The organism is Methylocaldum sp. GT1BB, from assembly GCF_051027545.1.
Classification (GTDB): domain Bacteria; phylum Pseudomonadota; class Gammaproteobacteria; order Methylococcales; family Methylococcaceae; genus Methylocaldum.
Map to the genome: position 1 here is coordinate 3,079,451 of NZ_CP194902.1, position 22,067 is coordinate 3,101,517.

17 protein-coding genes and 1 pseudogene are annotated in these 22,067 nt (G+C 60.9%); 3 read left to right on the forward strand and 15 right to left on the reverse strand.

The window, feature by feature from the left end:
• Positions 1-30: 30 nt before the first annotated feature.
• Complete coding sequence (locus ACR2TX_RS15195; RefSeq protein ID WP_434129997.1) at positions 31-1,641, forward strand: glycosyltransferase family 4 protein; 1,611 nt, start codon at positions 31-33, stop codon at positions 1,639-1,641.
• Positions 1,642-2,160: 519 nt separating this feature from the next.
• On the opposite strand, the gene ACR2TX_RS15200 is transcribed toward ACR2TX_RS15195, so the two are convergent.
• From ACR2TX_RS15200 to ACR2TX_RS15230, 7 genes are all read right to left on the reverse strand, one after another.
• The gene (locus tag ACR2TX_RS15200) at positions 2,161-2,532 is read right to left on the reverse strand and encodes a diacylglycerol kinase (protein ID WP_434129999.1); all 372 of its coding nucleotides are present in this window, start codon (positions 2,530-2,532) and stop codon (positions 2,161-2,163) included.
• Between the two features lie 10 nt (positions 2,533-2,542).
• The gene (locus ACR2TX_RS15205; RefSeq protein ID WP_086135462.1) at positions 2,543-3,586 is read right to left on the reverse strand and encodes an MJ1255/VC2487 family glycosyltransferase; all 1,044 of its coding nucleotides are present in this window, start codon (positions 3,584-3,586) and stop codon (positions 2,543-2,545) included.
• Positions 3,583-4,107, reverse strand: a complete 525-nt coding sequence (locus ACR2TX_RS15210; RefSeq protein ID WP_077729172.1) for a phosphatase PAP2 family protein — start codon at positions 4,105-4,107, stop codon at positions 3,583-3,585. Before ACR2TX_RS15210 ends, ACR2TX_RS15205 begins: the two co-directional genes overlap by 4 nt.
• Before the next feature lie 193 nt (positions 4,108-4,300).
• A complete protein-coding gene (locus ACR2TX_RS15215; protein ID WP_434130001.1) occupies positions 4,301-5,341 on the reverse strand; it encodes a glycosyltransferase family 4 protein in 1,041 nt (346 codons plus the stop codon).
• A complete protein-coding gene (locus ACR2TX_RS15220; RefSeq protein WP_434130003.1) occupies positions 5,298-6,107 on the reverse strand; it encodes a UDP-2,3-diacylglucosamine diphosphatase in 810 nt (269 codons plus the stop codon). Before ACR2TX_RS15220 ends, ACR2TX_RS15215 begins: the two co-directional genes overlap by 44 nt.
• Positions 6,108-6,179: 72 nt before the next feature.
• Positions 6,180-6,956, reverse strand: coding sequence for a lysophospholipid acyltransferase family protein (locus tag ACR2TX_RS15225; RefSeq protein WP_077729169.1), 777 nt, complete (start codon positions 6,954-6,956; stop codon positions 6,180-6,182).
• Entirely contained in the window at positions 6,931-7,722 is a 792-nt protein-coding gene (locus ACR2TX_RS15230; protein ID WP_077729168.1) for a GNAT family N-acetyltransferase, read from the reverse strand. Before ACR2TX_RS15230 ends, ACR2TX_RS15225 begins: the two co-directional genes overlap by 26 nt.
• A 764-nt stretch (positions 7,723-8,486) precedes the next feature.
• Here ACR2TX_RS15230 and ACR2TX_RS15235 point away from each other — a divergent pair.
• Entirely contained in the window at positions 8,487-11,111 is a 2,625-nt protein-coding gene (locus tag ACR2TX_RS15235) for an SBBP repeat-containing protein (protein ID WP_434130005.1), read from the forward strand.
• Positions 11,112-11,238: 127 nt separating this feature from the next.
• A pseudogene (gene tnpA, locus ACR2TX_RS15240) lies at positions 11,239-11,478 on the forward strand (IS200/IS605 family transposase); the annotation flags it as partial.
• A 218-nt stretch (positions 11,479-11,696) separates the two neighbouring features.
• Here tnpA and ACR2TX_RS15245 read toward each other — a convergent pair.
• From ACR2TX_RS15245 to hppD, 8 genes are all read right to left on the reverse strand, one after another.
• On the reverse strand, positions 11,697-12,788 hold the full coding sequence (locus ACR2TX_RS15245) for a M14 family zinc carboxypeptidase (RefSeq protein ID WP_156879387.1): 1,092 nt from the start codon (positions 12,786-12,788) through the stop codon (positions 11,697-11,699).
• A gap of 274 nt (positions 12,789-13,062) precedes the next feature.
• Positions 13,063-14,154 (reverse strand): tryptophan 2,3-dioxygenase family protein, encoded by a 1,092-nt coding sequence (locus tag ACR2TX_RS15250; protein WP_077729165.1) that lies wholly within the window; start codon positions 14,152-14,154, stop codon positions 13,063-13,065.
• Between the two features lie 175 nt (positions 14,155-14,329).
• Positions 14,330-16,285 carry an acetoacetate--CoA ligase gene (locus ACR2TX_RS15255; protein ID WP_156879388.1) on the reverse strand — a complete coding sequence of 652 codons (1,956 nt, stop codon included), beginning with the start codon at positions 16,283-16,285 and terminating at the stop codon, positions 14,330-14,332.
• A 793-nt stretch (positions 16,286-17,078) separates the two neighbouring features.
• Entirely contained in the window at positions 17,079-18,014 is a 936-nt protein-coding gene (locus ACR2TX_RS15260; RefSeq protein WP_156879389.1) for a hypothetical protein, read from the reverse strand.
• 130 nt (positions 18,015-18,144) lie between these two features.
• Complete coding sequence (maiA, locus tag ACR2TX_RS15265; protein WP_156879457.1) at positions 18,145-18,783, reverse strand: maleylacetoacetate isomerase; 639 nt, start codon at positions 18,781-18,783, stop codon at positions 18,145-18,147.
• A 5-nt stretch (positions 18,784-18,788) separates the two neighbouring features.
• Complete coding sequence (locus ACR2TX_RS15270) at positions 18,789-19,766, reverse strand: fumarylacetoacetate hydrolase family protein (protein ID WP_156879390.1); 978 nt, start codon at positions 19,764-19,766, stop codon at positions 18,789-18,791.
• A gap of 2 nt (positions 19,767-19,768) precedes the next feature.
• On the reverse strand, positions 19,769-20,887 hold the full coding sequence (locus ACR2TX_RS15275; protein WP_133718644.1) for a homogentisate 1,2-dioxygenase: 1,119 nt from the start codon (positions 20,885-20,887) through the stop codon (positions 19,769-19,771).
• On the reverse strand, positions 20,887-21,942 hold the full coding sequence (gene hppD / locus ACR2TX_RS15280; protein WP_077729160.1) for a 4-hydroxyphenylpyruvate dioxygenase: 1,056 nt from the start codon (positions 21,940-21,942) through the stop codon (positions 20,887-20,889). The genes ACR2TX_RS15275 and hppD overlap by 1 nt, the downstream gene beginning before the upstream one ends.
• Between the last annotated feature and the right edge of the window lie 125 nt (positions 21,943-22,067).

The following is a 22,067-nucleotide window of genomic DNA, read 5'->3' on the forward strand; positions in this document are numbered from 1 at the left end:
TGCAAAGGATGTGTGGGGCTGCCTCGGTTTATGTTTCATTTCTTCGTCTTTCTCACCGCCTTGTTCGTCGCGATGGTGTTGGTCGCGGTATTCATGCGGCTGGCGCCCCGCCTGAGGTTTGTCGACGTGCCGGACGGACGCAAGATTCACCATGCGGTTATTCCGCGGATCGGCGGTATCGGGATGGTCTTGGGCGCCGTCGCGTCCGTCTTGGCCTGGATCGATTTGAGCCGAAGCACCGAGATGTTCCTTTTCGCTATCGGTGTGATCACGGTCTTCGGTTTGTGGGACGATCGCGTCAATCTCGATTACCGGACCAAATTCGCCGGGCAGCTATTGGCGATCGCCGTGGTGGTTTGGCTCGGCGGTGTGGCGATCGAACGATTGCCGGGGTTCGAGAGCCGGGAAATTCCGCCGTTCGTTTCGTATCCCTTGACCGTCTTCTTTCTCCTCGGGACCACCAACGCCACCAATTTGTCGGACGGCCTCGACGGGCTCGCGGCCGGCTTGAGTCTCCTGAGTCTCGCCTGTATCGCTTCCCTGGCCGATCTCGCGGAAGGCGACGAGCTGGTTTTTACGAGCCTGGCCATCATCGGCGCGACGCTCGGCTTTCTCCGCTACAACACCCATCCGGCCATGGTGTTCATGGGCGACACCGGCAGCCAGTTTCTCGGTTTCAGCCTGGGCGTGCTGGTGCTCATGCTGACCGAGCAAGTCAATACCGCGCTGACGCCGGGACTCGCCTTGCCCGTTCTCGGATTGCCCATCATCGATACATTGATGGTCATGACGCAAAGGATGGCCGAAGGCCGATCCCCGTTCAAACCGGACAAAAGCCATTTTCATCACAAGCTATTGGCCCTGGGGTTCGATCAGTACGAAGCGGTGCTCGCCATATACGCCGTTCAATCCCTATTCGTGGTATCCGCTTATCTGTTCCGGTACGAGTCCTACTGGCTGATCGCGGCGCTTTATCTGGCTCTGAGCGCGGCGATCGTCCTGTTTTACCCGCTCGCCCGAAAGTTCGGATGGCGGCTGCATGGCGGCACCTCGCCCGTGACGGGTTTTCTCAAGCGCGCGCGCGACCGGGCGAGACTGGACGAAACCCCGAATCTGGTATTGAGCCTGCTCATTACCGGATTTCTGATCATGGGGGCCGTGGTAGCCAGGGAACTGGCGTCCGATATCCGTTACTTCGTAGCCGTCAGTATGACGGCCTGGCTGGTCGCCCGCGTATCGCGACTGCCAGCGGCCAGATGGATAGAGCGGTTCGTGATTTATGCCTGCGTCATCCTGGTGATCTATTCGATCGAGCTCTCCGGCGTTACGGAACGGCGTCTTTGGCACATCGGGCTGAAATACTTTTTCCCGGTCTTGGCGGCCGTTACCGCCGTGGGTGTGCGCTTCTCCGGACGTTATTATTTTTCCGTTACCCCGTCGGACTTTCTGGTCGTATTCATCCTGCTGGCGGCAGCCAACCTGCCTGTCTTCGGCGAAGTGAACTACGCCAAGCTGGCGATTCAGTCGGCCGTGGTGCTCTACGGCGTGGAGTTCGTATTGAGACGGCGAAGCGCCGCCAGCCTGGCGATATCGATCGGGGCCATGGCGGCTTTCGTGATCGTCGGAATCAAGGCGCTTTAGAGCATTTTCCGATTCGGTGTAAGGGATCCCGATATGTAGGTCGGCAATCCTTTGCCGACGTACCGGCTCGGCAAAGGGCGTTGTCGGAAGGGTCGCGACTAAAGCGACCGTTTGCGATTGGAAGGGTCGCGACTAAAGCGACCGTTTGCGATTGGGAAGGGATTGCCGACCTACGTTCTTCCTTCCCGACGCGAATCCGCACACCGACATGAAAAACGCTCTAAGTACATTCAGGGAAGTCTTGCGGCATAGGCAACCTGCCGGACAACCCCGCCAATCAAGCCAATCTGTCGAGACTCCGCAAATATTTGCGGAATGTACTTAGGGCGCTGTTCACCATGTTCTAGTCGTTAGGCCTGAATAAGCGAAGCGTTTCCGGCAAAGGCGTAGGAAGCTTGTCGGCAATCCTCTGCCGATAAAACCTGCTGGCCGACCCGTTAATGTCGTGAAAGGATTCACGACCTACTGTGCGGCCGTGGTTCGTAGGTCGGCAATCCCTTGCCGACAAAACCGTCACCGTCAGCCGAATCTCGGCAGCAGCACGAGCAGCCAGATGATGCCGGCCAACGCCAGCGCCAGGAACACCGCCGCGGAACCCACGTCCTTGGCCCGGCCGGACAGTTCGTGATGCTCGAAGCTGATCCGGTCGACCACGATTTCGATACCGGTGTTGAGCAGTTCGACGATCAGGACCAGGAGAATGCTGCCCACCAGCAATGCCTTTTCGAAACCGGTTTGTCCGAGCCAGAATCCCAAAGGTCCGGTAACGATGAGCAGATAAATTTCCTGACGGAAAGCTTCCTCGCTCAGCCAGACGGCTTTGAGTCCTTTCATGGAGTTGAAAAACGCCGCATGAATGCGGGACCAGCCGGTGAGATTCTGACCTGCCATAACTTCGAATTTACCCATCGGTTCGGTGAACCTGGCTCCAGATATTATCCACCCAGGATTTGTCGACCCTCAGATCGCCTTGCATCAGCCAATCGGCGACGGCCCGTGCCACATCGGGGTAGACGACCCGTGTGGCCCGGCTCTGTTGCAGCCAGGCCTCGACGGTGGGGCCGTCCAAGGTCTGCATCACTTGGCCGAGCTGCAAGACCTCCAGGGCCAGCGCATTGGAGTTCTGTTCCATCTGGCCGTGCAGCGGCTTGACCAGGAGCTTCTTGCCGAGATGAAGCGCTTCGCTGGTCAATTCGAACCCGGAGTTGCATATCACGCCGGCGGCGTCGGCGAAGTCGTGCTGAAATCCCTTCCGGGAAAGCTGTTTGATGTGGATGTGCTCGGGCCGCGGATGGCGTTCGTCCGGCATGGTCGAACTGTAGATGTGAAACTGACGATCGTGGAACGGCTTCAGCAAGCGGACGACCTGATTGATGTCTTCGAAGGGCAGATAGACGACGATTTTGTCCGGCTGAACCGCCGCGGGTTCGAGATCGGTCTCGATGATGGGCGGGAGGATGGGATGATGGAAATGATGCCAGTGCACGCCCAGGCCCACCGTGACCGGCGCGAAATACTTGAGCACCAGATTTCCCATGACATCGGCATTCGCCTTGGGGATATCGTAGCCGAAGGCGTACTGATGGCCGATGCCGACGGTTTTGATGCCCTGCAGCCGTGCGGCCCAGGCGGTAACCGGTTCGAAATCGCTGACGACGATGTCGTACTGGCTCAAGTCCAGGGATTTGACGTCGCGGACGAAGCTCGGAAGATTGTTGCGAAATGCGGTCTTGATGTACCGCACATTGCCGGCTTTGGTTTCGAAGGTAAGACCGGCACGCCATTGGTAGTCGCCGAAGACGTCCATTTCGAACAGCTTTTCCCAAGGGCGGCCGGAAAACAGGTAAGTGACTTCGGCTCCGGCTTGCTCGAGTTTGGGCGCGATGGCTCGCGCTCGGGTAATGTGACCATTGCCGGTGGCCTGAACGCCATAAAACACTTTCACGTAAGATGGATCTCTAAACTCAGAAGGGCCAAAAGGATTCCCATCAGCGCGCCGATCAGCGTGTCGGTGGGAAAGTGAACGCCGAGCACCACCCGCGCCATGCCCATCAGCACAGCCCAGGTTAGGAGCAGAGGCGCAAGGGCCGGATAAAAGAAACTCAGCAACGTCGCTACCAGGAACGCCGCGGAGGTGTGCCCGGACGGGAAGCTGAAACGGTCGGACGGAATGATGAAGCTCGGAATATTCAGCGCGGCTTGGGGCCGGTCGCGCCGGCACAGATTCTTGAGGATGAAATAGACCGGACGCTCGATGGCGAAGCCCGTTAACAGGCAAGCCAGCAGAACCGAGCCCGCAGGCTGCCCGGACCATGCCAGCACCAGGCCGAGGATCAGGTACAAGTGCCCGTCGCCGGTCTTCGAGACGCATCGCGCACCGCGAACCAGCACGCGCCGGGATTTCCGTTGCGTTACCCAGAGAAACAGATTGACGTCGTAGGTTTGGATCGTCTGCATGAATTTCATGGCACGCTACTCCCTAAGGGCTACTCCTAAACCTTAGCCGGGGCAGATGACAATCCGGTGACGGAAAGATGAACGATCCATGACAGCGCTTAGAACTCGTAGGATGTGCTGAACGAAGTGGAGCGCCCTTCGACTAGGCTCAGGACAGGCATCAATCGCGAGGGTGCAGATGCCCATGGCTCGGGCACGGAGATCACGAATACCGCTGCCACCACGCCGTCGAACGCGCGCCGTTTTTCGGAATCGGCGCCAGATAGCTTTCGAACAGGAGGGCGCAATCGCGCCAGGAATAGCGCAGGGCATACTGGCGGCAGTCTTTGGGATCGAGTTTCAGCGCCTCGGTGATAGCGTTCTTGAGGTCTTCGTCCAGGCAGCCGACCCGACCGCTCAGAATCACGTCCTTCGGGCCTTCCACCGGAAAGGCCGCGACCGGAACGCCAGAGGCCAGAGCTTCCAGCATCACCAGGCCGAAAGTGTCGGTTCGACTCGGAAAAACGAAAACATCGGCGGCCGCGAGATAGCGGGCCAGTTCCTCGCCGTATTTGTAACCGACGAAGCGGACATCGGGATATTTGCTCTCGAGCTCCTCCCGCTGCGGTCCGTCGCCGACCACGTACTTGGCGCCCGGCAGATCCAGCTTGAGAAAAGCCTCGATATTCTTTTCGATCGCCACCCGGCCGGCATAGAGCAGCACGGGGCGGGCATCGGGCAGAAAACCCTTGTCTCGGGGACGGAACAAGTCCGTGTCCACTCCGCGCGACCACAGCACCGGGTTCTTGAAGCCTCGCGCCTTGAGTTCCTCCAGCAAGGTGGGCGTCGCAGTCATCAGGCGCTCGCTTTCGCCATGAAACCAGCGCAGAAAGGAATAGCCGACAGCGAGCGGCAGACCGGTGCGGAGATAGATATATTCGGCGAATCGGGTATGGAAAGAACTCGTGAAGGGAAGCCCGCGCCGTTTGCAAAAACTCCGGGCGGCCATGCCGAGCGGGCCTTCCGTGGCGATGTGAATGGCATCGGGCTGGAATTCGTTCAGCCGGGCTCGGAGTTTCGAGCCGCAGCCCAGCGCCAGACGGATTTCGGGATAGCTCGGACAGGGCCAGTTGCGAAACTGATCCGGCGTAAAGGTTTCGACCGTATGTCCGATCGCGCGGAGCTGCTCAGAGATCGTGCGAAGCGTGGTGACGACGCCGTTAGTTTGTGGGAGCCAGGCGTCCGTGATCAGGGCGAGTTTCAAGTGCGAGATCCTCCAGGAGTTGGGTGCTTTCTTCCAGCCAGCGGATGACGGACAGCGTTCCGGCGTGGCTTTCGGCCAGGGCGGTGCAGCTTTCCACCCAGTCGCCGCAGTTGCCGTACAGCGTGCCGTGCTCGGCCGTCCGGATCGTGGCGTGGTGAATGTGGCCGCAAATCACGCCGTTCAGATTTTGTTCATAGGCCTCGTGAATCAGCGCCCGCTCGAAATCGAAGATGAAGTTCACGGCGTTCTTTACCTTGTGCTTGATGTAGGCCGACATCGACCAGTAGGGAAAGCCGAGAATGCGGCGGACGTGATTGAACCAGCGGTTGACCTCGATCAGGAAGTCGTAGGCGCCGCTGCCGAGAACCGCCAGCCAGCGGCTGGAGCAGACCACGCCGTCGAACTCGTCGCCGTGCAGTACCAGAAGCCGGCGTCCGGTCGCCGTCTCGTGGACCGCGCTGGCGTGGATCTCGATGCCGTTGAACACCGTGCCGATATAGCCGCGGAAGATTTCGTCGTGGTTGCCCGGAATGTAAATCACCCGTGTGCCCCGAGCCGCCATCGCCATGACGGTGCGGACGATCTCGTTGTGCAGGCGGGGCCAGTAAACACCGCTCTTGAGCTTCCAGAAATCGATGATATCGCCCACCAGATAAAGGCGTTCGCATTCGATGTGCCGCAGAAAATCGAGGAGATATTCATCCTTGCAGCCCCTCGTCCCTAGATGTACGTCGGAAATCCAGACGGTACGGTATTTCAGCTTCATGGATAGTCCTCGCTGCGGTTGAAACTGGCAAAGAACTTAAACCGATTTTCTTAAAGCGCCGTGACGGACCGGTTAAGAATTCATGACGGCCAGTCCGCGGCAAGAATGGCCGGCATCCAGCGCGGCCACGATCTGTTGCCGCGTGGTTTGCGCCAACTCGTTCCGGCCCGGTCCGGGCGGAACGGCGGGGCAATAGTGCACATGGAGATCGATCCGTTCCAGCTTGAGAATGTCGAGGAGATGCGGCAGAAATTCGTCCTCGCCGACGAAGGGTGCGCATTCTTTCGCCGCGCCGTCGTAACGCAGGGCGACCGCCTGGACGTGCGCTCCCGCCAACTGCGCCGGGTGGAGCAGCTTGCCGTGAAAACGCAGCACGCGGTCGCCGGTGGTTGTCGTGCCTTCCGGGAACAGCACCAGGCGTTTCCCCTGGCGCAATTGCCAGGCCATCCGTTCGGCCACGGCTGCGCTCTGCCCGGTATCGCCGCGCTGGACGAAAAGCGTGCCGATGCCTTTCGCCAGGTAGCCCATGACCGGCCAATCCGCCACTTCCCGTTTGGCGACGAACAAGCAGGGGCCTTGCGCTCCGAGGGCGATGATGTCCAGCCAGGAAATGTGGTTGGCCACCACTAATCGGGCGTTCGCGTCGGGCCGCCCGCGGATGTGCAAGCGCAGATTGAGAATCCGGCAGACGGCACGGTTCCAGCTCACCACGATGGCGTCGTTCAAGGCGGCCGACTTCTTCCCCAATAGCAGCCTCAGGGCCGGCATGACCGTGCTGACGGCCACGATGCCGGCCACGAACATGGCGGCGATGGCCAGGGCTTTAAACCACTGCCGACAGCGCTGCACGCGAATTTTCCTGTTTGCTGGCGATGAAGCGCTTCTCGTAGCGGGCCTGCATGCGGGAGAGGTCCAGCAGAATGAACACGTCCATGACGTTGAAATCCTCGTCCCAGAAAGGATCGCCCAAGACCCAGCAGCCCAGCCTGAGATAAGCCTGCAACAAAGGCGGAATGCCGCTTTCGTCCTGGACGCAGCGCTTGTGCGCAGGAACCGGATTTTTGGACCTTACCAAGAGTTCCGACGGGCCGAACTGGTGCGGCTCGATCTGCCGATAGACCGCATCGACGGCGAAGCCGCTGGGGCCAGGCGGGATGCTGGCGCAGCCCATCAGGTAGTTGAAACGGCCGTTGTAGACGTATTCCGCCAGCCCGTTCCACAAGGTTCCGAGAACCACGCTGCCGCGGTGGGACGGATCGACGCAGGTGCGGCCGATCTCCAGGAAGCGTCCGGGCAAGGCCAGAACCTCGTCGAGTTGGAATTCGCCCTCGGAGTAGAAACGTCCCAGGCGCGCAGCCTGGATGTCGTCCAGCAAACGAGTGCAAGCGACGATCTGCCCGGTTTGGGTGTCGCGCACCAAGAGATGATCGCAGTAATCGTCGATTTCGTCATAATCGAGACCCTCGATCCGGGTATGCAGATGCGCGCCCATCTCTTCGGCGAAAACGTGGTAGCGCAGGGCTTGGGTTGCGCGGACGGTCGCCGGATCGCTGGCGACTTCGGCGGCGTAACGGCGAGGACGGGACGAGAGAGAAATAGCGTCTTGTACTGACATGTAAGCCTTCCGTCTGTGCTTCGATGGAAAGGCACTTTACGGAGGCGGTATGACGCAAATATTGCGGTTTGGTGACGAAATGATGACAAGCGCCGCAGGCGATCCGTTTTGGCTCGGAGTATTTTTCGTCTTGGCGGTCGACGGTTGGAAGCATGATTGAAGGGGGCGCCGCGTCAGCGGCACCTAATATCACCATTCCAACCCCTGACGCCGTAACCGCTCGCGCTCGGCGTCGCCAAGTGCGACCCAGGGTTCCGGCGAGCGGACGGCGCGGTAGAACAGATCGAACAGGGCCGTAGAGCCGCATGGGAAACTTCCTCATGCGGCGCAATACGGGAGTACCCTATTGCGCCCAACGCGGACTATATTTCCCATTTTGGGATCAGCCCCCAATATCGCTGCCGCTCTCTATGACAACGCCATTAACCTGGAGCGCATCTTATTAACCCGGCCTATAAATATAGGCCGGGTTAATCCGGGGCAGGGATGCCCCGGCGCGGCGACAAGCCGCGTGAGCCCAGGCCGGGCGTGTACCGGGCCTGGGCGGCGGCCCGAAATACCAGGAGGGTATTTACGGGCCTGATTCATAAACTCTCAGGGCATCAAGCATTGAACAGCCCTGATCGGAATTTGATGCCGCGAAGCCGGTCATAGGAATTAGAAAAAGGACGTTTATTTTTCCTGGACTCAAACTCTGCGAGGCTAAGATTCTGCCCAAACGGGGGGTGAGCGCCATGGACAGGTCCGATCCCGGAGAGGGAATCATGCAATACTCGACGCGGCAAAGGGACAGGAAGCCGAGCTCCCGCGGCCGGTTTCCGGGCTTACGGTACTTTTTCCTGGGGCTGCTGGCCTTGCTGGGGGCGATCCTGCTCGCCCGGCCCAAGCATGGCGGTGAGCCGCATGACGCTTCGAGCTCGCCCTCGCCGCAGGTGAGCGGGAAGCTCATTCATCCGAGCGTCCCCTTCATCGCGAACCAGGGGCAGACCGACGAGCGGGTGAGGTTCTATGCGGGGATCGACGGCGGCACTGTCTATGTCACCCGCATCGGCGAGATCGTGTACGACCTCCCGAAGGTGTCCGGCAAGACCGGGACAACGGGTTGGTCCCTGAAGGAGGCGCTCGTCGGCGGCGCCGCTGCCTTGGTGGACGGCGCAGAGAAGGCCCCAACCGAGGTGAACTATCTGATCGGGAGTGAGGAATCCGCCTGGAGAACGAACGTCCCGACCTACGATCGCGTGACCCTCGGTGAGGTGTACGAGGGGATCGAGCTCGAGCTGAGGGCGGCGGGCGCAACCGTCGAGAAACTCTTCCACGTCAGGCCTGGCGCGAGGCCCGAGAAGATCGGAGTGAGGATTTCTGGCGCGACATTCCTCCGGGCGAACGACAAGGGCGAGCTGGAGGTCGGCACGGGGCTCGGCACGGTCGTGTTCAGCAGGCCGAAGGCCTACCAGACGGTCGCGGGCCGCGCACACCCTGTGGAGGTCGCCTATGCGGTCGAGGGAACGAGCTACCGCTTCGAAGTCGGGCAGTACGATCGGACGAAGGACCTCGAGATCGACCCTTTGATCCAAGCCACCTTCCTCGGGGGATCGGGAGGGGACCGCGTCACCGCCGCAGCGGCCACGGCGTCGAACGTGCTCGTGGCGGGGACTACCGACTCGACGGACTTCCCGGGGACGGCGGGAGGGGCTCGACCTGCCCTGGCGGGTCCGAGCGACGGCTTCGTCGCTCTCCTCAGTTCGGACTTGAAGACGATCATCCAGGCGACGTACCTGGGGGGGACCGGCGACGACTCCGTGAGCGGCCTCGCGGTCTCGGAAGCCGGTATCTACGTCACAGGTTCGACGACATCGACGGACTTTCCGGGAACGACCGGAGGCGCCCGACCGCAGAACGCGGGGGGCAAAGATGCGTTCGCCGCGCTCCTTACCTCGGACTTGAAGGCGTTGACCCAGGCGACCTACTTCGGAGGGACCGACGAGGACGCCGCCAGCAGCGTGGCTCTTTTCGGGGGCGCCTATGCCGTGTTCGTGGCGGGCCGGACGGCCTCGCATGATCTTGTCAGGATTCTCAACAGCGCTCAACCGCTGAACGGGGACCCAATCATCCGCCCTGTCGGGCAGAACACGAACGACGGCTTCATCGCCGCATTCTCCGCTGATCTGAAGAGCCTGACGCAGGCGACGTACCTGGGAGGTCGCTCCTCCGATTTCATCAACGCCATCGCGATCTCGGCGGGGTTCGTCTACGTGACGGGGGAAACCGTCTCGACGGACTTTCCGAAGACAGGAGGGGGCGCTCAGGAGATCCATTATCCCGACGGCCAGTCCGACGCCTTCGTGGCGCTCCTGACCAGCGATTTGACCTCGCTCGTGCAGGCCACCTACCTCGGGGGGCTTGGTCAGGACATCGCGCACGCCATAGCCGTTTCAGGGCCGGACGTCTTCGTGGGGGGAGAGACCACTGCCTCGAGTTTCCCCGGAACGCTGGGAGGGCACACACCGACGTTCGGAGGGGCCACGGACGGCTTCGTGGCTCGCCTCAACTCCAGCCTGGCGAGCGTGATCCAGGCGAGCTTTGTGGGAGCCGGCGGCTTCGATCGGGTGCTCGCGCTGGGTATCGGCGGCTCGTTCTTCGGACCGGTCGTCAATGTGGCGGGGTCGTTCGATACAGACCCGGAGGGGATCACCGGCCCTGATGCCTTCCTGTGGGTACTCGGGTACGACCTGAAGGACTTCGCCGAAACCCCGATCACGAACCCGGCGGCCCTCCGAACCTCGTCCTTCAACTCCTTTGGATCGTCCGACGTCGCGACCGCCCTCGCCGTTCCGCCGTCCATCTCGGGGTTCAATGTCTATCTGGCGGGCGAGATCCCACCGAGCAACGCAGACCAGATGGGAGCCGCTCAGCCGAGGTACGGCGGTGGCGCCAGCGATGGCTTCGCCGACAAACTCGTCCTCGTCAGCGACTACTCCTTCTCGCCCCTTCCTACGATCAACGTCACCCAAGGCGGACAGGGCCTGGCGACGGTGACGGTGAATTCGCTGAACGGGTTCACGGGAGAGGCCGTGAAGCTCGGGATCTTCGCCCAGCCGACCGGAGGGGCGCTGCCGGCCGGCTTCACGGCGCCCGGTTTCCCCCAGGACATCGGCTCCCTCCCGCCCAATGGGTCCTTCTCTTTCACGCTCACCATCGGTGTCGCGTCCACCGTCACGCCCGGCACGTACACGCTGTGGATCGTCGGGTTTCCGGGGACCTCGGTCGCGCACGCGGCCCCCGTGACCGTGAACGTCGTCACTACGATCCCCAGCACCATGCAGACGATCAGCCCGCTCCAGGAGAGGAACTCGGGACGATCGGCAGCTTGGGGAGCGCCGACTCCCTGACATCCAAGCTCACAGCGGCTCAAGACCTGGCCGACGCAGGCCGCGCCGGTGCGGCCATCGAGGAGAGCATGCAAAACCAGGGGGAGTGCGCGGCCTGTTGCAGGTCTTCTGCGGCGGGGACGGTTCGAAGCGGCGGAAGAAATTGATTTTTGGTGCGCTCAAGCGGCATTTTGGAGAGATATTTCAGGAGCTCGCCGGGCACAAGGAATCGAAAATTGTTGAAGGTCACCTGATGGGCGACCACGTTCATATGTGTATCAGCATTCCGCCGAAGTATGCGGTTTCGAACGTGGTGGGCTACATCAAGGGTAAGCGTGCGATCCAAATCGCCAGGAAGTTCGGCGGTCGGCAGAGGAACTTCACCGGCGGGAGTCGATTTGGATGCGTGAAGCGCCCAGCGGGCGAGCGCCAGGGAGGATGCGAAATCAGCAGACAACCCGGCGGCGCGCTGATCCTGCGCGTCATACAGGAGAATTCAGCACGCACGAAAATGTACCGTAGACCAGAATATGCGTCGGCGAATCATATGGGCACAGTGCGTGCCAATCGACACCCGGCCGATTGGTCCGGCGTTTGCGCGTCTCATCATCCGTCATACCACCATTCCAAGCCCTGACGCCTTAACCGCTCTCGCTCGGCTTCGTCGAGCTCGGTCCATGGCTCGGGCGAGCGTACGGCGCGGTAGAAAAGCTCGAACAGCAAAAGATGACGCCTTAGGGTCCGCCGCACGCGGTGAGGAAGGCGCGGATTGAAGACGCCGAGGGCCGAGAATGCCTGCGACCAGTTCTTCTTCACCCAAAGCCACGAACCCAGCTCCAGGGTGAAGGGAATATAGCGGCCGTCGGGCCGGACGGTTCTGTATTCGTCGTAGAGGTAATCCCACAGGTCGCCGTGGGCGAGGTACTGGCGGGACTGGGGCTCTATGCAATAGACGTGGTTGGGATGGGTCTTGTCGATCAGGTGCTTCAAGGCGACGGCTTCCGCCAGTGCCGGAAAGGGCTTCCGGGTTTTCGCGAAGGGAAACCACAGGCGGTCTACCTTCCCGTAGCCGGAGTGCACGTCGATGCTGAGTGCGGTTCGGGCGGGAAAGATCTCGCGGCGCACCCAATCGCAAAGGGTTTGCGCTTCGATCTCCATGGGCGCGTCTTCCTGCCCTTGATACCAGGGTAATGCGGGAGAAATGCGATGGCCGGCGAATAGATGCCAACGGGATAATCCTTCCGCCCGTACCGGCGCGTTTCGCATGAGATCGACCCGGTTGCCATTGGATCGCCGTTTGAGATACATGCCGACCGGATTGACCAGCGGCATGATCAGCAGGCGAGTGGTGGAGAGCATGTCTCGGGTCACCCGGTCCCAGCGAGCCATTTCCACCAGGGTCCGGAGATATGAGGTCACGACCTGCGTGCCGATACGTTCGAGCCCGTGGACCCCGCCGAATAGCGCCAGAGCCGGCAAGGCGGGATCGGATGGACCAAAGCGAAAAGCCAGCAGCGGAAACGATTCCTCACCGTGATGCAACTCCGTCAAAACTTCCACCTGCGCCCAATCCCAGCCCGCATCCACCACGTGCTCCGCGAGTATCAGAAGCTCCCGCAGTTCGGGGAGGGCGCGCATCACCGGACGAGTGAGCGATCCTTCGAAGGGCGTCGGTTCGCTGGCGGATAAATCGGTCATGGGTGTACGTGAAGAGCGTGATTTGGACAGCTTAGCAGGATGGACATCGCTGCCCTAGTCCGTCCGATCCAGCGGTGGACGATGTCTGCCTTCTGTCTCGTCGAACATCGAACGGTAGATAGGTTTAAGTTGTTGGATAAGGCTCTGCGGGGGTGGGCCTGAGCACATTTTCAGGTTTGGCGCAGCGCCGTCAAGGTCCAGTAGGTCGGCAATCCCTTGCCGACCTACGAATTTCACGATCCTCACCGCTAAACCGATACAAAATGTTGCCGGCTCAGCTGCACCTCTCTCCGGTGAAGTGGAAGTCGAGACTTTGCTTCAGCCGCTTGGGCAGGGCCGGCAAGGACGAGCGCGGGATCAGAAAGGTCGAGAGGTTGAACAAATCCTTGAAGATCCGCTTCTTGTCCACCGTTTCCTGGAGATATTCGTGTCCGCTGCTTCCCCCGGTACCGATTTTGCTCCCCAGCATGCGTTGCGCCATCAGGGCGTGGCGGCTGCGCCAGGCGGTGAACTGTTCGTCGATGTCCATCAGGTGACTGAGCAGGCGGAACGGCAGGTGCAGAATCGGCTCGTCGCGGTAAAGCTGGATGAAGAGGGCCGATAGCACGGACGTTTGGCAGAGATGAAACATGCCTTGCGCCTTGAGCCGCTCGAATCCTGCCGGATCGAGCAGGTAATCGAATTTCCGCCGGGTGTTTTCCAGCTCGGCGAGCTGCGCGCTTCGCTCGGCATCGGAAAATAAAGGATTCGTCTCGATCGAGCGCCGGTCTTTCGCCAGCATAGCCATGACCGCCTGACGGTAGCTTTCCCAAAAGTCATAGCCCTCGAACTTGAGGAAGGGCATGCGCGCCAGCCAGGCGTCCACCTGTTCGAAAAGACTTGGCTCGCTGGCGATTTCACGCAGGTATGCGACATCCTCGGATCTGAGCCGGCCGGTGACCGGTTGCGGAACGTGAACGCCCAACCCCAGGCGCAGTTCGATCTCGCGGAATTGCACGCTCTGAAATCCGGAAGCGGGGATCAGGTAATCGCGAAAATCGAGAAAATCCAGCGGAGTGATGGTCTCCAGAACGTCGATTTGCTGATTCAAGACCTTTTGTATCGCAATGACGCGCTCGAGACGGGCGACGATGACGCCCATGCTGTGTTCGTCCAAAGGCGTGACCGCGAATGCACCGAGCACCGACTCGAGTTCGTGCAGGATTTGCTTGAACCAGATCTCGTAAGCCTGGTGCGTGATGATGAACAGCATCTCGTCGTGGGCTTCCCTGCCATGCCGGCGGCTTTCGGGCGTCTGAGCGCTCAAGAGACGCTCGAGTTGCAGGTAGTCGGCGTAGTAGATTTCTTTCGTGGAGCGCTGATTCATCGGGGTGTCTCCGCTTGATTGATTGATGTTATACAGGCATCGTCGGCAAAGGATTACCGACCTACGCTTGTAGGCAAACCCAAGTAGGTCGGCAATCCTTTGCCGACACGAACGCGCGTCCCGTTCGGCCGGGCGGGAGAACGGCATCAGGCATGACACGCCCGGCTCAAATCCCTCAGCTCGCCAGCTCCGGCAAATTCCTGAAGAGTTCCAGCGCCTCGGGATTGGCGAGCGCGTCGCGGTTTTTCACGGGGCGTCCGTGAATGATCTCGCGTACTGCGAGTTCGACGATCTTGCCGGAGAGCGTGCGGGGAATGTCGGCGACCTGCACGATCTTGGCCGGAACATGGCGCGGGCTCGCGTTTTCGCGAATCTGCCTCCGGATTCTTGCCGCCAGCGCTTCGTCCAGCTTCAGGCCTTCGCGCAGGCGCACGAACAGCACGATGCGGACATCGTTATCCCAATTCTGGCCGACGACCAAACTTTCGACGATTTCGTCGAGCCTTTCGACTTGCCGATAGATCTCGGCAGTGCCGATGCGCACGCCGCCGGGATTCAGCACCGCATCGGAGCGGCCGTGAATGACGATGCCGCCGTGCGGCATGATCTCGGCCCAGTCGCCGTGCCGCCAGACGCCGGGGTACATGGAAAAATACGCCTCGCGGTATTTGGTTCCGTCCGGGTCGTTCCAGAACTCCAGCGGCATCGAAGGAAAGGGTTTGGTGCAGACCAGTTCGCCTTTCGTGCCGACGACCGGTTGGCCGTTTTCGTCGAAGACTTCGACCGCCATGCCGAGAACCTTGGCCTGGATCTCGCCCCGCCGAACCGGCCCCATCGGATTGCCGCCCACGAAGCAGCCGATCAAATCGGCCCCGCCCGAGATCGAGGACAGGCAGGCGTCGGATTTGACGCGCTCGTAAACGTAGTCGAAGCTGTTCGGCGCCAGGGGAGAACCGGTCGAAAGAACGGTCCTCAGCGATGTCAGCCGGTGCGTGCGCTTCGGTTCCAATCCCGCCTTGAGCAAGGCGTCAATGTATTTGGCCGAGGTGCCGAAATGGGTCATGCCCTCGGCATCGGCGAAATCGAACAGCACATTGCCCGAGGGGTGGAAGGGAGAACCGTCGTAAAGGAGCAGCGTCGCGCCGCAGGCGAGGGCGGAGGCCAGCCAGTTCCACATCATCCAGCCGCAGGTGGTGAAATAGAACACGCGATCGTTCCGTTTCACATCGCATTGCAGCAGAAGCTCTTCCAAATGTTTGAGCAGCGTGCCGCCGGCGCCGTGAACGATGCACTTCGGGATGCCGGTCGTGCCGGACGAATAGAGAATGTATAGCGGCGAGTCGGAAGGTAGCCGGGCGAAGGGAATCTCGCGCGTTTGGTAGGGCGCGAGATAATCGTCGAAGCGAATCGCCCGTTCGCCCAGCGCCTCTAGCTCGGGCCGCTCGGAGATATAGGGAACGAGGACGATGCGTTCGAGCTTCGGCAAGTTGGCCACGATGGTGCGGAGCTTGTCGGCGGCGAAATGGGCTTTGCCGTTGTAAAAGCATCCGTCGGCGGCGATGAGAACCTTCGGTCCGACTTGCCCGAACCGGTCCAGCACGCCCTGTACGCCGAAATCGGGCGAGCAGGAGGTGAAGACCGCCCCGACCGATGCGGCGGCGAGCATCGCGATCACGGTTTCCGGCAGGTTGGGCATGATGGCGGCGACCCGGTCTCCCGGCACGACGCCGTCGGCTTCGAGAGCCTGCGCCAGACGGCTGACTCGCTCGTAAAGCTCGCGCCAGCTCAGCCGCCGGCGCACCCTATCCTCGCCCCAGAAGACGATGGCGTCTCCGTCATCCCGGCGTTTGAGCAAATTCTCGGCGAAATTGAGCCGCGCCTCGGGGAAGAACCGTGCGCCGGGCATCTTGTCGCCGTCCGCCAAAATGCGGTCGCCGCGCGTCTCCGCCACGACTCCCGCGTGGTCCCACAGACTCAGCCAGAATTCGTCCATTTGCTCGATTGAGAAGCGGTGAAGGGCAGCGTAATCGGGCAATTCGATGCTCCATCGGTCTCGCAGAATGTGCGTGAATCGGTACAGATTCGTGCTTTCGATGCGCGAGCGGGTGGGTTGCCAGAGCAGTTGATTCAAGACGGCGCTCCAGATTATTTATCGCGGGAAAACCCCCGGTTCTGCCGGGGGACTCGCAAAGTTTGACATTTCCGGGAGTCAGGTATTGTCCCAATTTCGCTGGGCCGTCATTCCGGCAGGGATTCACACCGGGCTGTCCTGCCCGGTGCCCTCCGGGTAAATGCAAATCCGCTCCCGGCGGATTTGTGCCGGACAAACCGGCAGGACAGCCGGTTTGCACGCATCGCGCCCGAAGGGTGCCGGGCAGGATCGCCCGGCATGAATCCAGTTCACAGGGATTGTGAATGGTCGAAACCATCCGTGGTCACTGGACCCCGGCATTCCAATCGCAAACGGGCCTTTAGTCGGCCCCTTCCCTGCCGGGGTGACGACATGGCTTTTGCCCGATGGCGGTCAGGCCCCTTTGAGGGGCCAGCCGTCGAAAGCCACTGGCTTTGCCGGTGGATCGTTACTTCACGCAAACTCCAATAGCCGGAATAAGTCCTTCGACTTTTCTCAGGACAGGTTCTGCGTTTCCGGTTTTGTGTTCTTATCCCGTTTGCCGCGCCTCCCGCCGAAAGCGACAAATTCGCCGGGAGCGAATTTGAACAGCGGTACGCTGGCCCGAAGGGCGAAAACCAAGGATGGTTTTCGTAGCAGCGCAGGACCCAAGCGGCAACCGGGCGGCCTTCCCTCTGGTTACTTTCTTTTGGCCGAGCAAAAGAAAGTAAGCCGACCGTGGGTTCGGAAACCTACATTCAAATAGCTGTCGCGCAAGCGACTCCTCATATTTACGATTTGCGGGAAGCGCTGCTTAAGCCGCTTTCGCCAACGCCCGCCGCTGCTCGTCCAGACCGTCCCAAAACACCGCCACGCCGTCGAGCATTTCGTTGCCGTAACGTATGAAATCATCCTCGTCGATGTCGCGGGTGAAATAAAGCTCTTCCAGTTCCTCCTGGGTATGCTGGGCGTGCTGGGCTTCGAGGCGGTTGTGCCAGGTGAAGAAAGCGAGCGGCAAGTTCGAGCCGGTACGCGCGTTGTAGCGGACCAAGCCGTCGATCAGTTCCTGCCAGAAACCGGCCGCCGCCCAGTTTTCCACGGCATAGCTCGCGGCCTGGGTGATTGCGTAGTTCTCGTTGCCGTAGAGCCGGATCAGTTCGTCGCAGAAATGGAGGGTGGCGGGGGTGCCGTGCCTGCGGCCGCCGAGATCCTGAAATCCGAGTCCGAGCTCCCCGGCGATTCGCAGCAGCCACTCGAAATGCGCCGCACGGAAATGGAATATGCCGCCTTCCACCGTGCCCTCGGTGGAGACCAGTTCGGGATCGACCTCATGGTCGGGATCGCGCGTGGCGGACCTTTTCCGCCCGGCATTGAAGACGACGCCGATTTCGTTGGCGAGAATTTCCTTGGAGGCCCGCATGCCTTCGAGAGAATCGGCATTGATTATTTTTTGAAGCTGGGCCACCAGGAACTGGTTCGAAAACACCGAGAACTGGACGATGAACGCCCGGACCTGATCGAAGGTCTGCTCGCCCTGGCTGAACCAGGCGGTATAACGATTGTCGGTGATGATCCGGTGTCTCAGCATTTCGGTGTCGATGCGCCGCTGAAAGGCGAGAAAGCGTTGGGCCTTGTCGACCGAATACCCGGTCCGGTTCGTCGCAAGCGCCTCGAGCGTCGGAGCGGTCAGGCCCGACAAGCGGTGTTCCTCGGCATAGCGCTCAAGTTTGGAGTCGGCGACGGCTATCATGGAACCTCCTCATAACATAAGAAGGAAAACTACTTATTTGACCCGCGAATTCGTTCCGAATTTCTCCGGTAGGTCGGCAATCCGTTGCCGACATGGGCACTCCCGGCGCTACGCCGACCCGAGAAATTCACTACTCGGCGTCCGCCTGCTGCTCCGGTGCCGCGTCGCGGAATGCGGTGAGCGCAAGGCAGCTTTCGTCGATCGCTCGAATTCGGGGGAACCCGTTCAAATCGCAGCCGAAGCGCCGGGCGTTGAACACCTGCGGCACCAGGCAGATGTCCGCAAGGGTCGGCGTGTCGCCGAAGCAGAATCGGCTGCTGCCTCCGTGGCGGGCGAGCTGTTCCTCGAACGCCCCGAACCCTTCCTCGATCCAGTACCGAATCCAAGCGTTTCGGGCCGGCTCGTCCTGGCCCAGCACCTCCGCGAGATACCGTAGGACCCGAAGATTGTTCAAGGGATGAATGTCGCAGGCGATGATTTGCGCAAGCGCTCGGACGTAAGCCCGCTCGTCGCGGCGGCGTGGCAGCAGCGGCGGGTCGGGATAGGTGTCGTTCAGATACTCTATGATCGCCAGGGACTGCGTGAACGGCGTTCCCCGGTCCACCAGGGTCGGTACCAGTCCCTGCGGATTGATTTCACGATATTTGGGTTGCCGCTGCATGCCCTTCGCGAGATGCACGAATTGCGGCCGGTAAGACAATCTTTTGAGGTTCAACGCGATGCGGACCCGGTAGGCGGCCGAGCTTCGGAAGTAGGTATACAGTTCCAGGCCCATCACTGCAGCACGTCCTGTTCGATGGCGCCGAAAACGGAGCGCCCGTTCCGGTCCAGCATTTCGATCCGTACCGTCTCGCCGCGCCGGAGATAAGGCGTCCGGGCTTCGCCGGATTCGATCTGTTCGAGGACGCGCTTTTCGACGATGCAGGAATATCCCCGCCCGGTGTCCGCGTTGCTGACGGTGCCGGAGCCTATGATGGTGCCGGCGGGGAGGGGGCGGGTCTTGGCGGCGTGGGCGATCAGGGCGGGGAAGTCGAATTGCATGCCCTGGCCGGTGTCGGGATTGCCGACGAGAATACCGCTCCGGTGGGTCAGCAGCGGAAGGTGGATCTTGCCGCCGTCCCAGGCATTTCCCAATTCGTTGGGCGTCACCGCAACCGGCGAGAAGGCCGGTCCGGGTTTGCCGTGCAGGAACCCGAAGCCTTTGGCGAGTTCCTGGGGAATCAGGTTGCGCAGCGAAATGTCGTTGACCAGCATCAGCAGCTTGATGTGCGAGGCCGCTTCCTCGGATGTCGTTCCCATAGGCACGTCGTCGGTGATCGCCGCGACTTCCGCCTCGAAATCCAGTCCCCAGCTTTCATCGGCGAGCCGGATCGGGTCCCGTGGGCCGAGGAAAGCCGCCGATCCCCCCTGATACATCAGGGGATCGGTGTACAGGCTAGGCGGCATGGGCGCGCCGCGGGCCTTTCGCACCCTCTCGACATGGGACAGATAGGCGCTTCCGTCCAGCCATTGATAGCTTCGGGGCAAGGGCGACGCCAGCTCGGTAGGTCTTAAGGGGAGCGCATCGAGCTCGCGCTGATTGAGGGCGCGATAAGTGGTTTCCAGTGCGGGTGCGGCGTCTTCCCAGTTCTCCAGTACCGATTGCAGCGTTGAGAAGCCGGACTCCAGGGCGGGGAATGCCGTTTTCAGCTCCCGGTCGACGAGAACCAGGGTTCCGTCGCGGCTTCCGGATTTCAGCGAAGCGAGTTTCATGGCTATTTCCAGGAATCCACGTAGCCCGCCCACTCGACCCCTCGGGGCAGGTCGGCCACTTCGAGAGCGTCGCGGGCGTCGATCATGACCGCCACCTCGTCGGTTTCGGTGCGCGACCTCGCCTTAGCCGCCTCCAATGCCTTGGGATGAGGGCCGTGGGTGATTCCGCTGGGGTGCAGGGTCATCATGCCCGGATGGATGTTGTCGCGGGAGAAGAAATGGCCGCGGTGATAGAAGATCACCTCGTCGTAGTCGTCGTTGTTGTGATAGAAGGGCACCCGGAGCACGCCCGGATCGCTTTCCAGCGGCCGCGGGCAGAAGGTGCACACGACGAAGCGCTCGCTGGCGAAGGTGGTATGGGCCGAAGGCGGAAGATGATAGCGATGGCTCATCAGCGGGCGGATATCGCGCCAGTTGAGCCGGACCGGCATCAGCGTGCCCTGCCAGCCGACGGCATCGAGCGGATTGAAGGGATAGGTCACGGCGCTGAGCCGATCCCGCCGCTTGACCAGCACCCGCCAGGTCCGGTCCGACTGCTGGGCGAGAAAGGCGTCGTCGATCTTGGGCGTGTCCAAGACCGCCGGGTCGAACACGGCATGGGCTCCGACGATGCCTTTTTCGGGAAGCCGATAGGTGCTGTTGGACGCCTCGATCAGGAGGAAGACACCCATTCCGGAGGTTTCGATGCGCCACAGGGTGCCCCGTGGAATCACCAGATAATCGCCCTCGGAAAAGGCAAGATGACCGTAGTCGCAATAAAGATGTCCGGAGCCTTCGTGGACGAACAGCAATTCGTCGCCGTCCCCGTTCCGAACCAGATGATCCATGGCGGAATAGGTATGCCAGCACCGGATCTTGACGTGCAGATTGCCCAGCATCGGCGTGGCGTCCCATGGCGAGACGCTGGTTCCGGTGAGCTGGTTGGTATCGAAGGCGCGCGGCCTGAGCGGTCCCTCGACGCTGATCCAGCCGGTCGGCGGATGGCGGTGAAGCATTTGCGTGGAAGGGCCGTAGAAGCCCTCCCGCCCCAATTCCCGTTCGTAAGTACCCTCGGGCAGATCGGCGTGAGCCTGGCGGGCGGCGACGCCCTCGACTCTCGGCAGTGAAATCCAGCGGAACATCAGATTACCCCCCGTCTCATTTGATCGTCTTCTATCGCCTCGAACAGCGCCTGGAAATTGCCCTCGCCGAATCCTTCGTTGCCCTTCCGCTGGATGATCTCGAAGAAAATCGGCCCGATCACGGTCTCGGTGAAGATTTGCAGGAGAAGGCCCACTTTGTTGCCCGGCAGGCCGTCGATGAGAATCCGGTTCCGCCGCAGCCGCTCCAAATTCTCACCGTGGCCCGGAACGCGGGAGTTCACCCGCTCGTAATAGGTATCGGGCACGTCCATGAAGCGGACGCCGTTCTCGCGGAGCCGCTCGACGGTGGCGTAGATGTCGTCCGTGGCCAGAGCAACGTGTTGAATGCCTTCGCCGTGATAAAGGTCGAGGTACTCCTGAATCTGCGACTTGGGATCGGAAGGCTCGTTGACGGGAATGCGGATCTTTCCGCAGGGGCTCGCCATCGCCCGGGATTTCAGCCCGGTCGCCTTGCCGTGGATGTCGAAATAGCGGATTTCCCTGAAACCGAAGACGCGCTCGTAAAAATCGGCCCATTCGTCCATGTGGCCCTTGCGCACGTTATGGGTCAAATGGTCGATGCGGGTCAGGCCGACCCCGAAAGGTTCCGCCGGCTCGTTTTCGATGGGAACGAAGTCGACATCGTAGATCGAATGCTCTCCATAACGGTCGACCAGATAAATCAGGCTCCGTCCGATTCCGCGGATGGCCGGGATATTGAGTTCCATGGGACCTGCCTCGCTGGCGGACGGCCTGGCGCCCAGTTCGAGCGCGCGCCGGAAGGCCCAGGCGGCATTTTCGACGCGAATCGCGAAGGCGCAAATCGAAGGCCCGTGCCGCTCCGCGAAGCGCTGGGCGAAACTCCCCGGTTCGTGATTAATGACGAAATTGATCTCTCCCTGCCGGTATAGAACCACATCCTTGGACCGGTGGCGGGCCACGGCCTTGAATCCCATCTGCTCGAAAAGTCTCGCCAAGGCTTGAGTGTCACGGGCGGTATATTCGATGAATTCGAATCCATCGGTCCTTATGGGGGGGACGTCGTCGCTTGTCATATTGGATACCCCAGTGGCGGATTTTTTTGAGTTCTTTGATTCCTATGACCTCGGTGGTCGCATAAAGATTCCCATGGCTCGACGAGTCAGGCGCAGCAAGAACGGTTGTCAATGAAAATGATAAT

Excerpts from the sequence above, each read along its gene's own strand:
- ACR2TX_RS15230 (WP_077729168.1), bottom strand. The coding sequence starts at position 7,722 with ATGTCAGTACAAGACGCTATTTCTCTCTCGTCCCGTCCTCGCCGTTAC.
- hppD (WP_077729160.1), bottom strand. The coding sequence starts at position 21,942 with ATGACAAGCGACGACGTCCCCCCCATAAGGACCGATGGATTCGAATTC.
- ACR2TX_RS15275 (WP_133718644.1), bottom strand. The coding sequence starts at position 20,887 with ATGTTCCGCTGGATTTCACTGCCGAGAGTCGAGGGCGTCGCCGCCCGC.
- ACR2TX_RS15195 (WP_434129997.1), top strand. The coding sequence starts at position 31 with ATGTTTCATTTCTTCGTCTTTCTCACCGCCTTGTTCGTCGCGATGGTG.
- ACR2TX_RS15245 (WP_156879387.1), bottom strand. The coding sequence starts at position 12,788 with ATGACCGATTTATCCGCCAGCGAACCGACGCCCTTCGAAGGATCGCTC.
- ACR2TX_RS15260 (WP_156879389.1), bottom strand. The coding sequence starts at position 18,014 with ATGATAGCCGTCGCCGACTCCAAACTTGAGCGCTATGCCGAGGAACAC.
- ACR2TX_RS15210 (WP_077729172.1), bottom strand. The coding sequence starts at position 4,107 with ATGAAATTCATGCAGACGATCCAAACCTACGACGTCAATCTGTTTCTC.
- ACR2TX_RS15270 (WP_156879390.1), bottom strand. The coding sequence starts at position 19,766 with ATGAAACTCGCTTCGCTGAAATCCGGAAGCCGCGACGGAACCCTGGTT.
- ACR2TX_RS15235 (WP_434130005.1), top strand. The coding sequence starts at position 8,487 with ATGCAATACTCGACGCGGCAAAGGGACAGGAAGCCGAGCTCCCGCGGC.
- ACR2TX_RS15220 (WP_434130003.1), bottom strand. The coding sequence starts at position 6,107 with ATGAAGCTGAAATACCGTACCGTCTGGATTTCCGACGTACATCTAGGG.
- ACR2TX_RS15250 (WP_077729165.1), bottom strand. The coding sequence starts at position 14,154 with ATGAATCAGCGCTCCACGAAAGAAATCTACTACGCCGACTACCTGCAA.
- ACR2TX_RS15200 (WP_434129999.1), bottom strand. The coding sequence starts at position 2,532 with ATGGCAGGTCAGAATCTCACCGGCTGGTCCCGCATTCATGCGGCGTTT.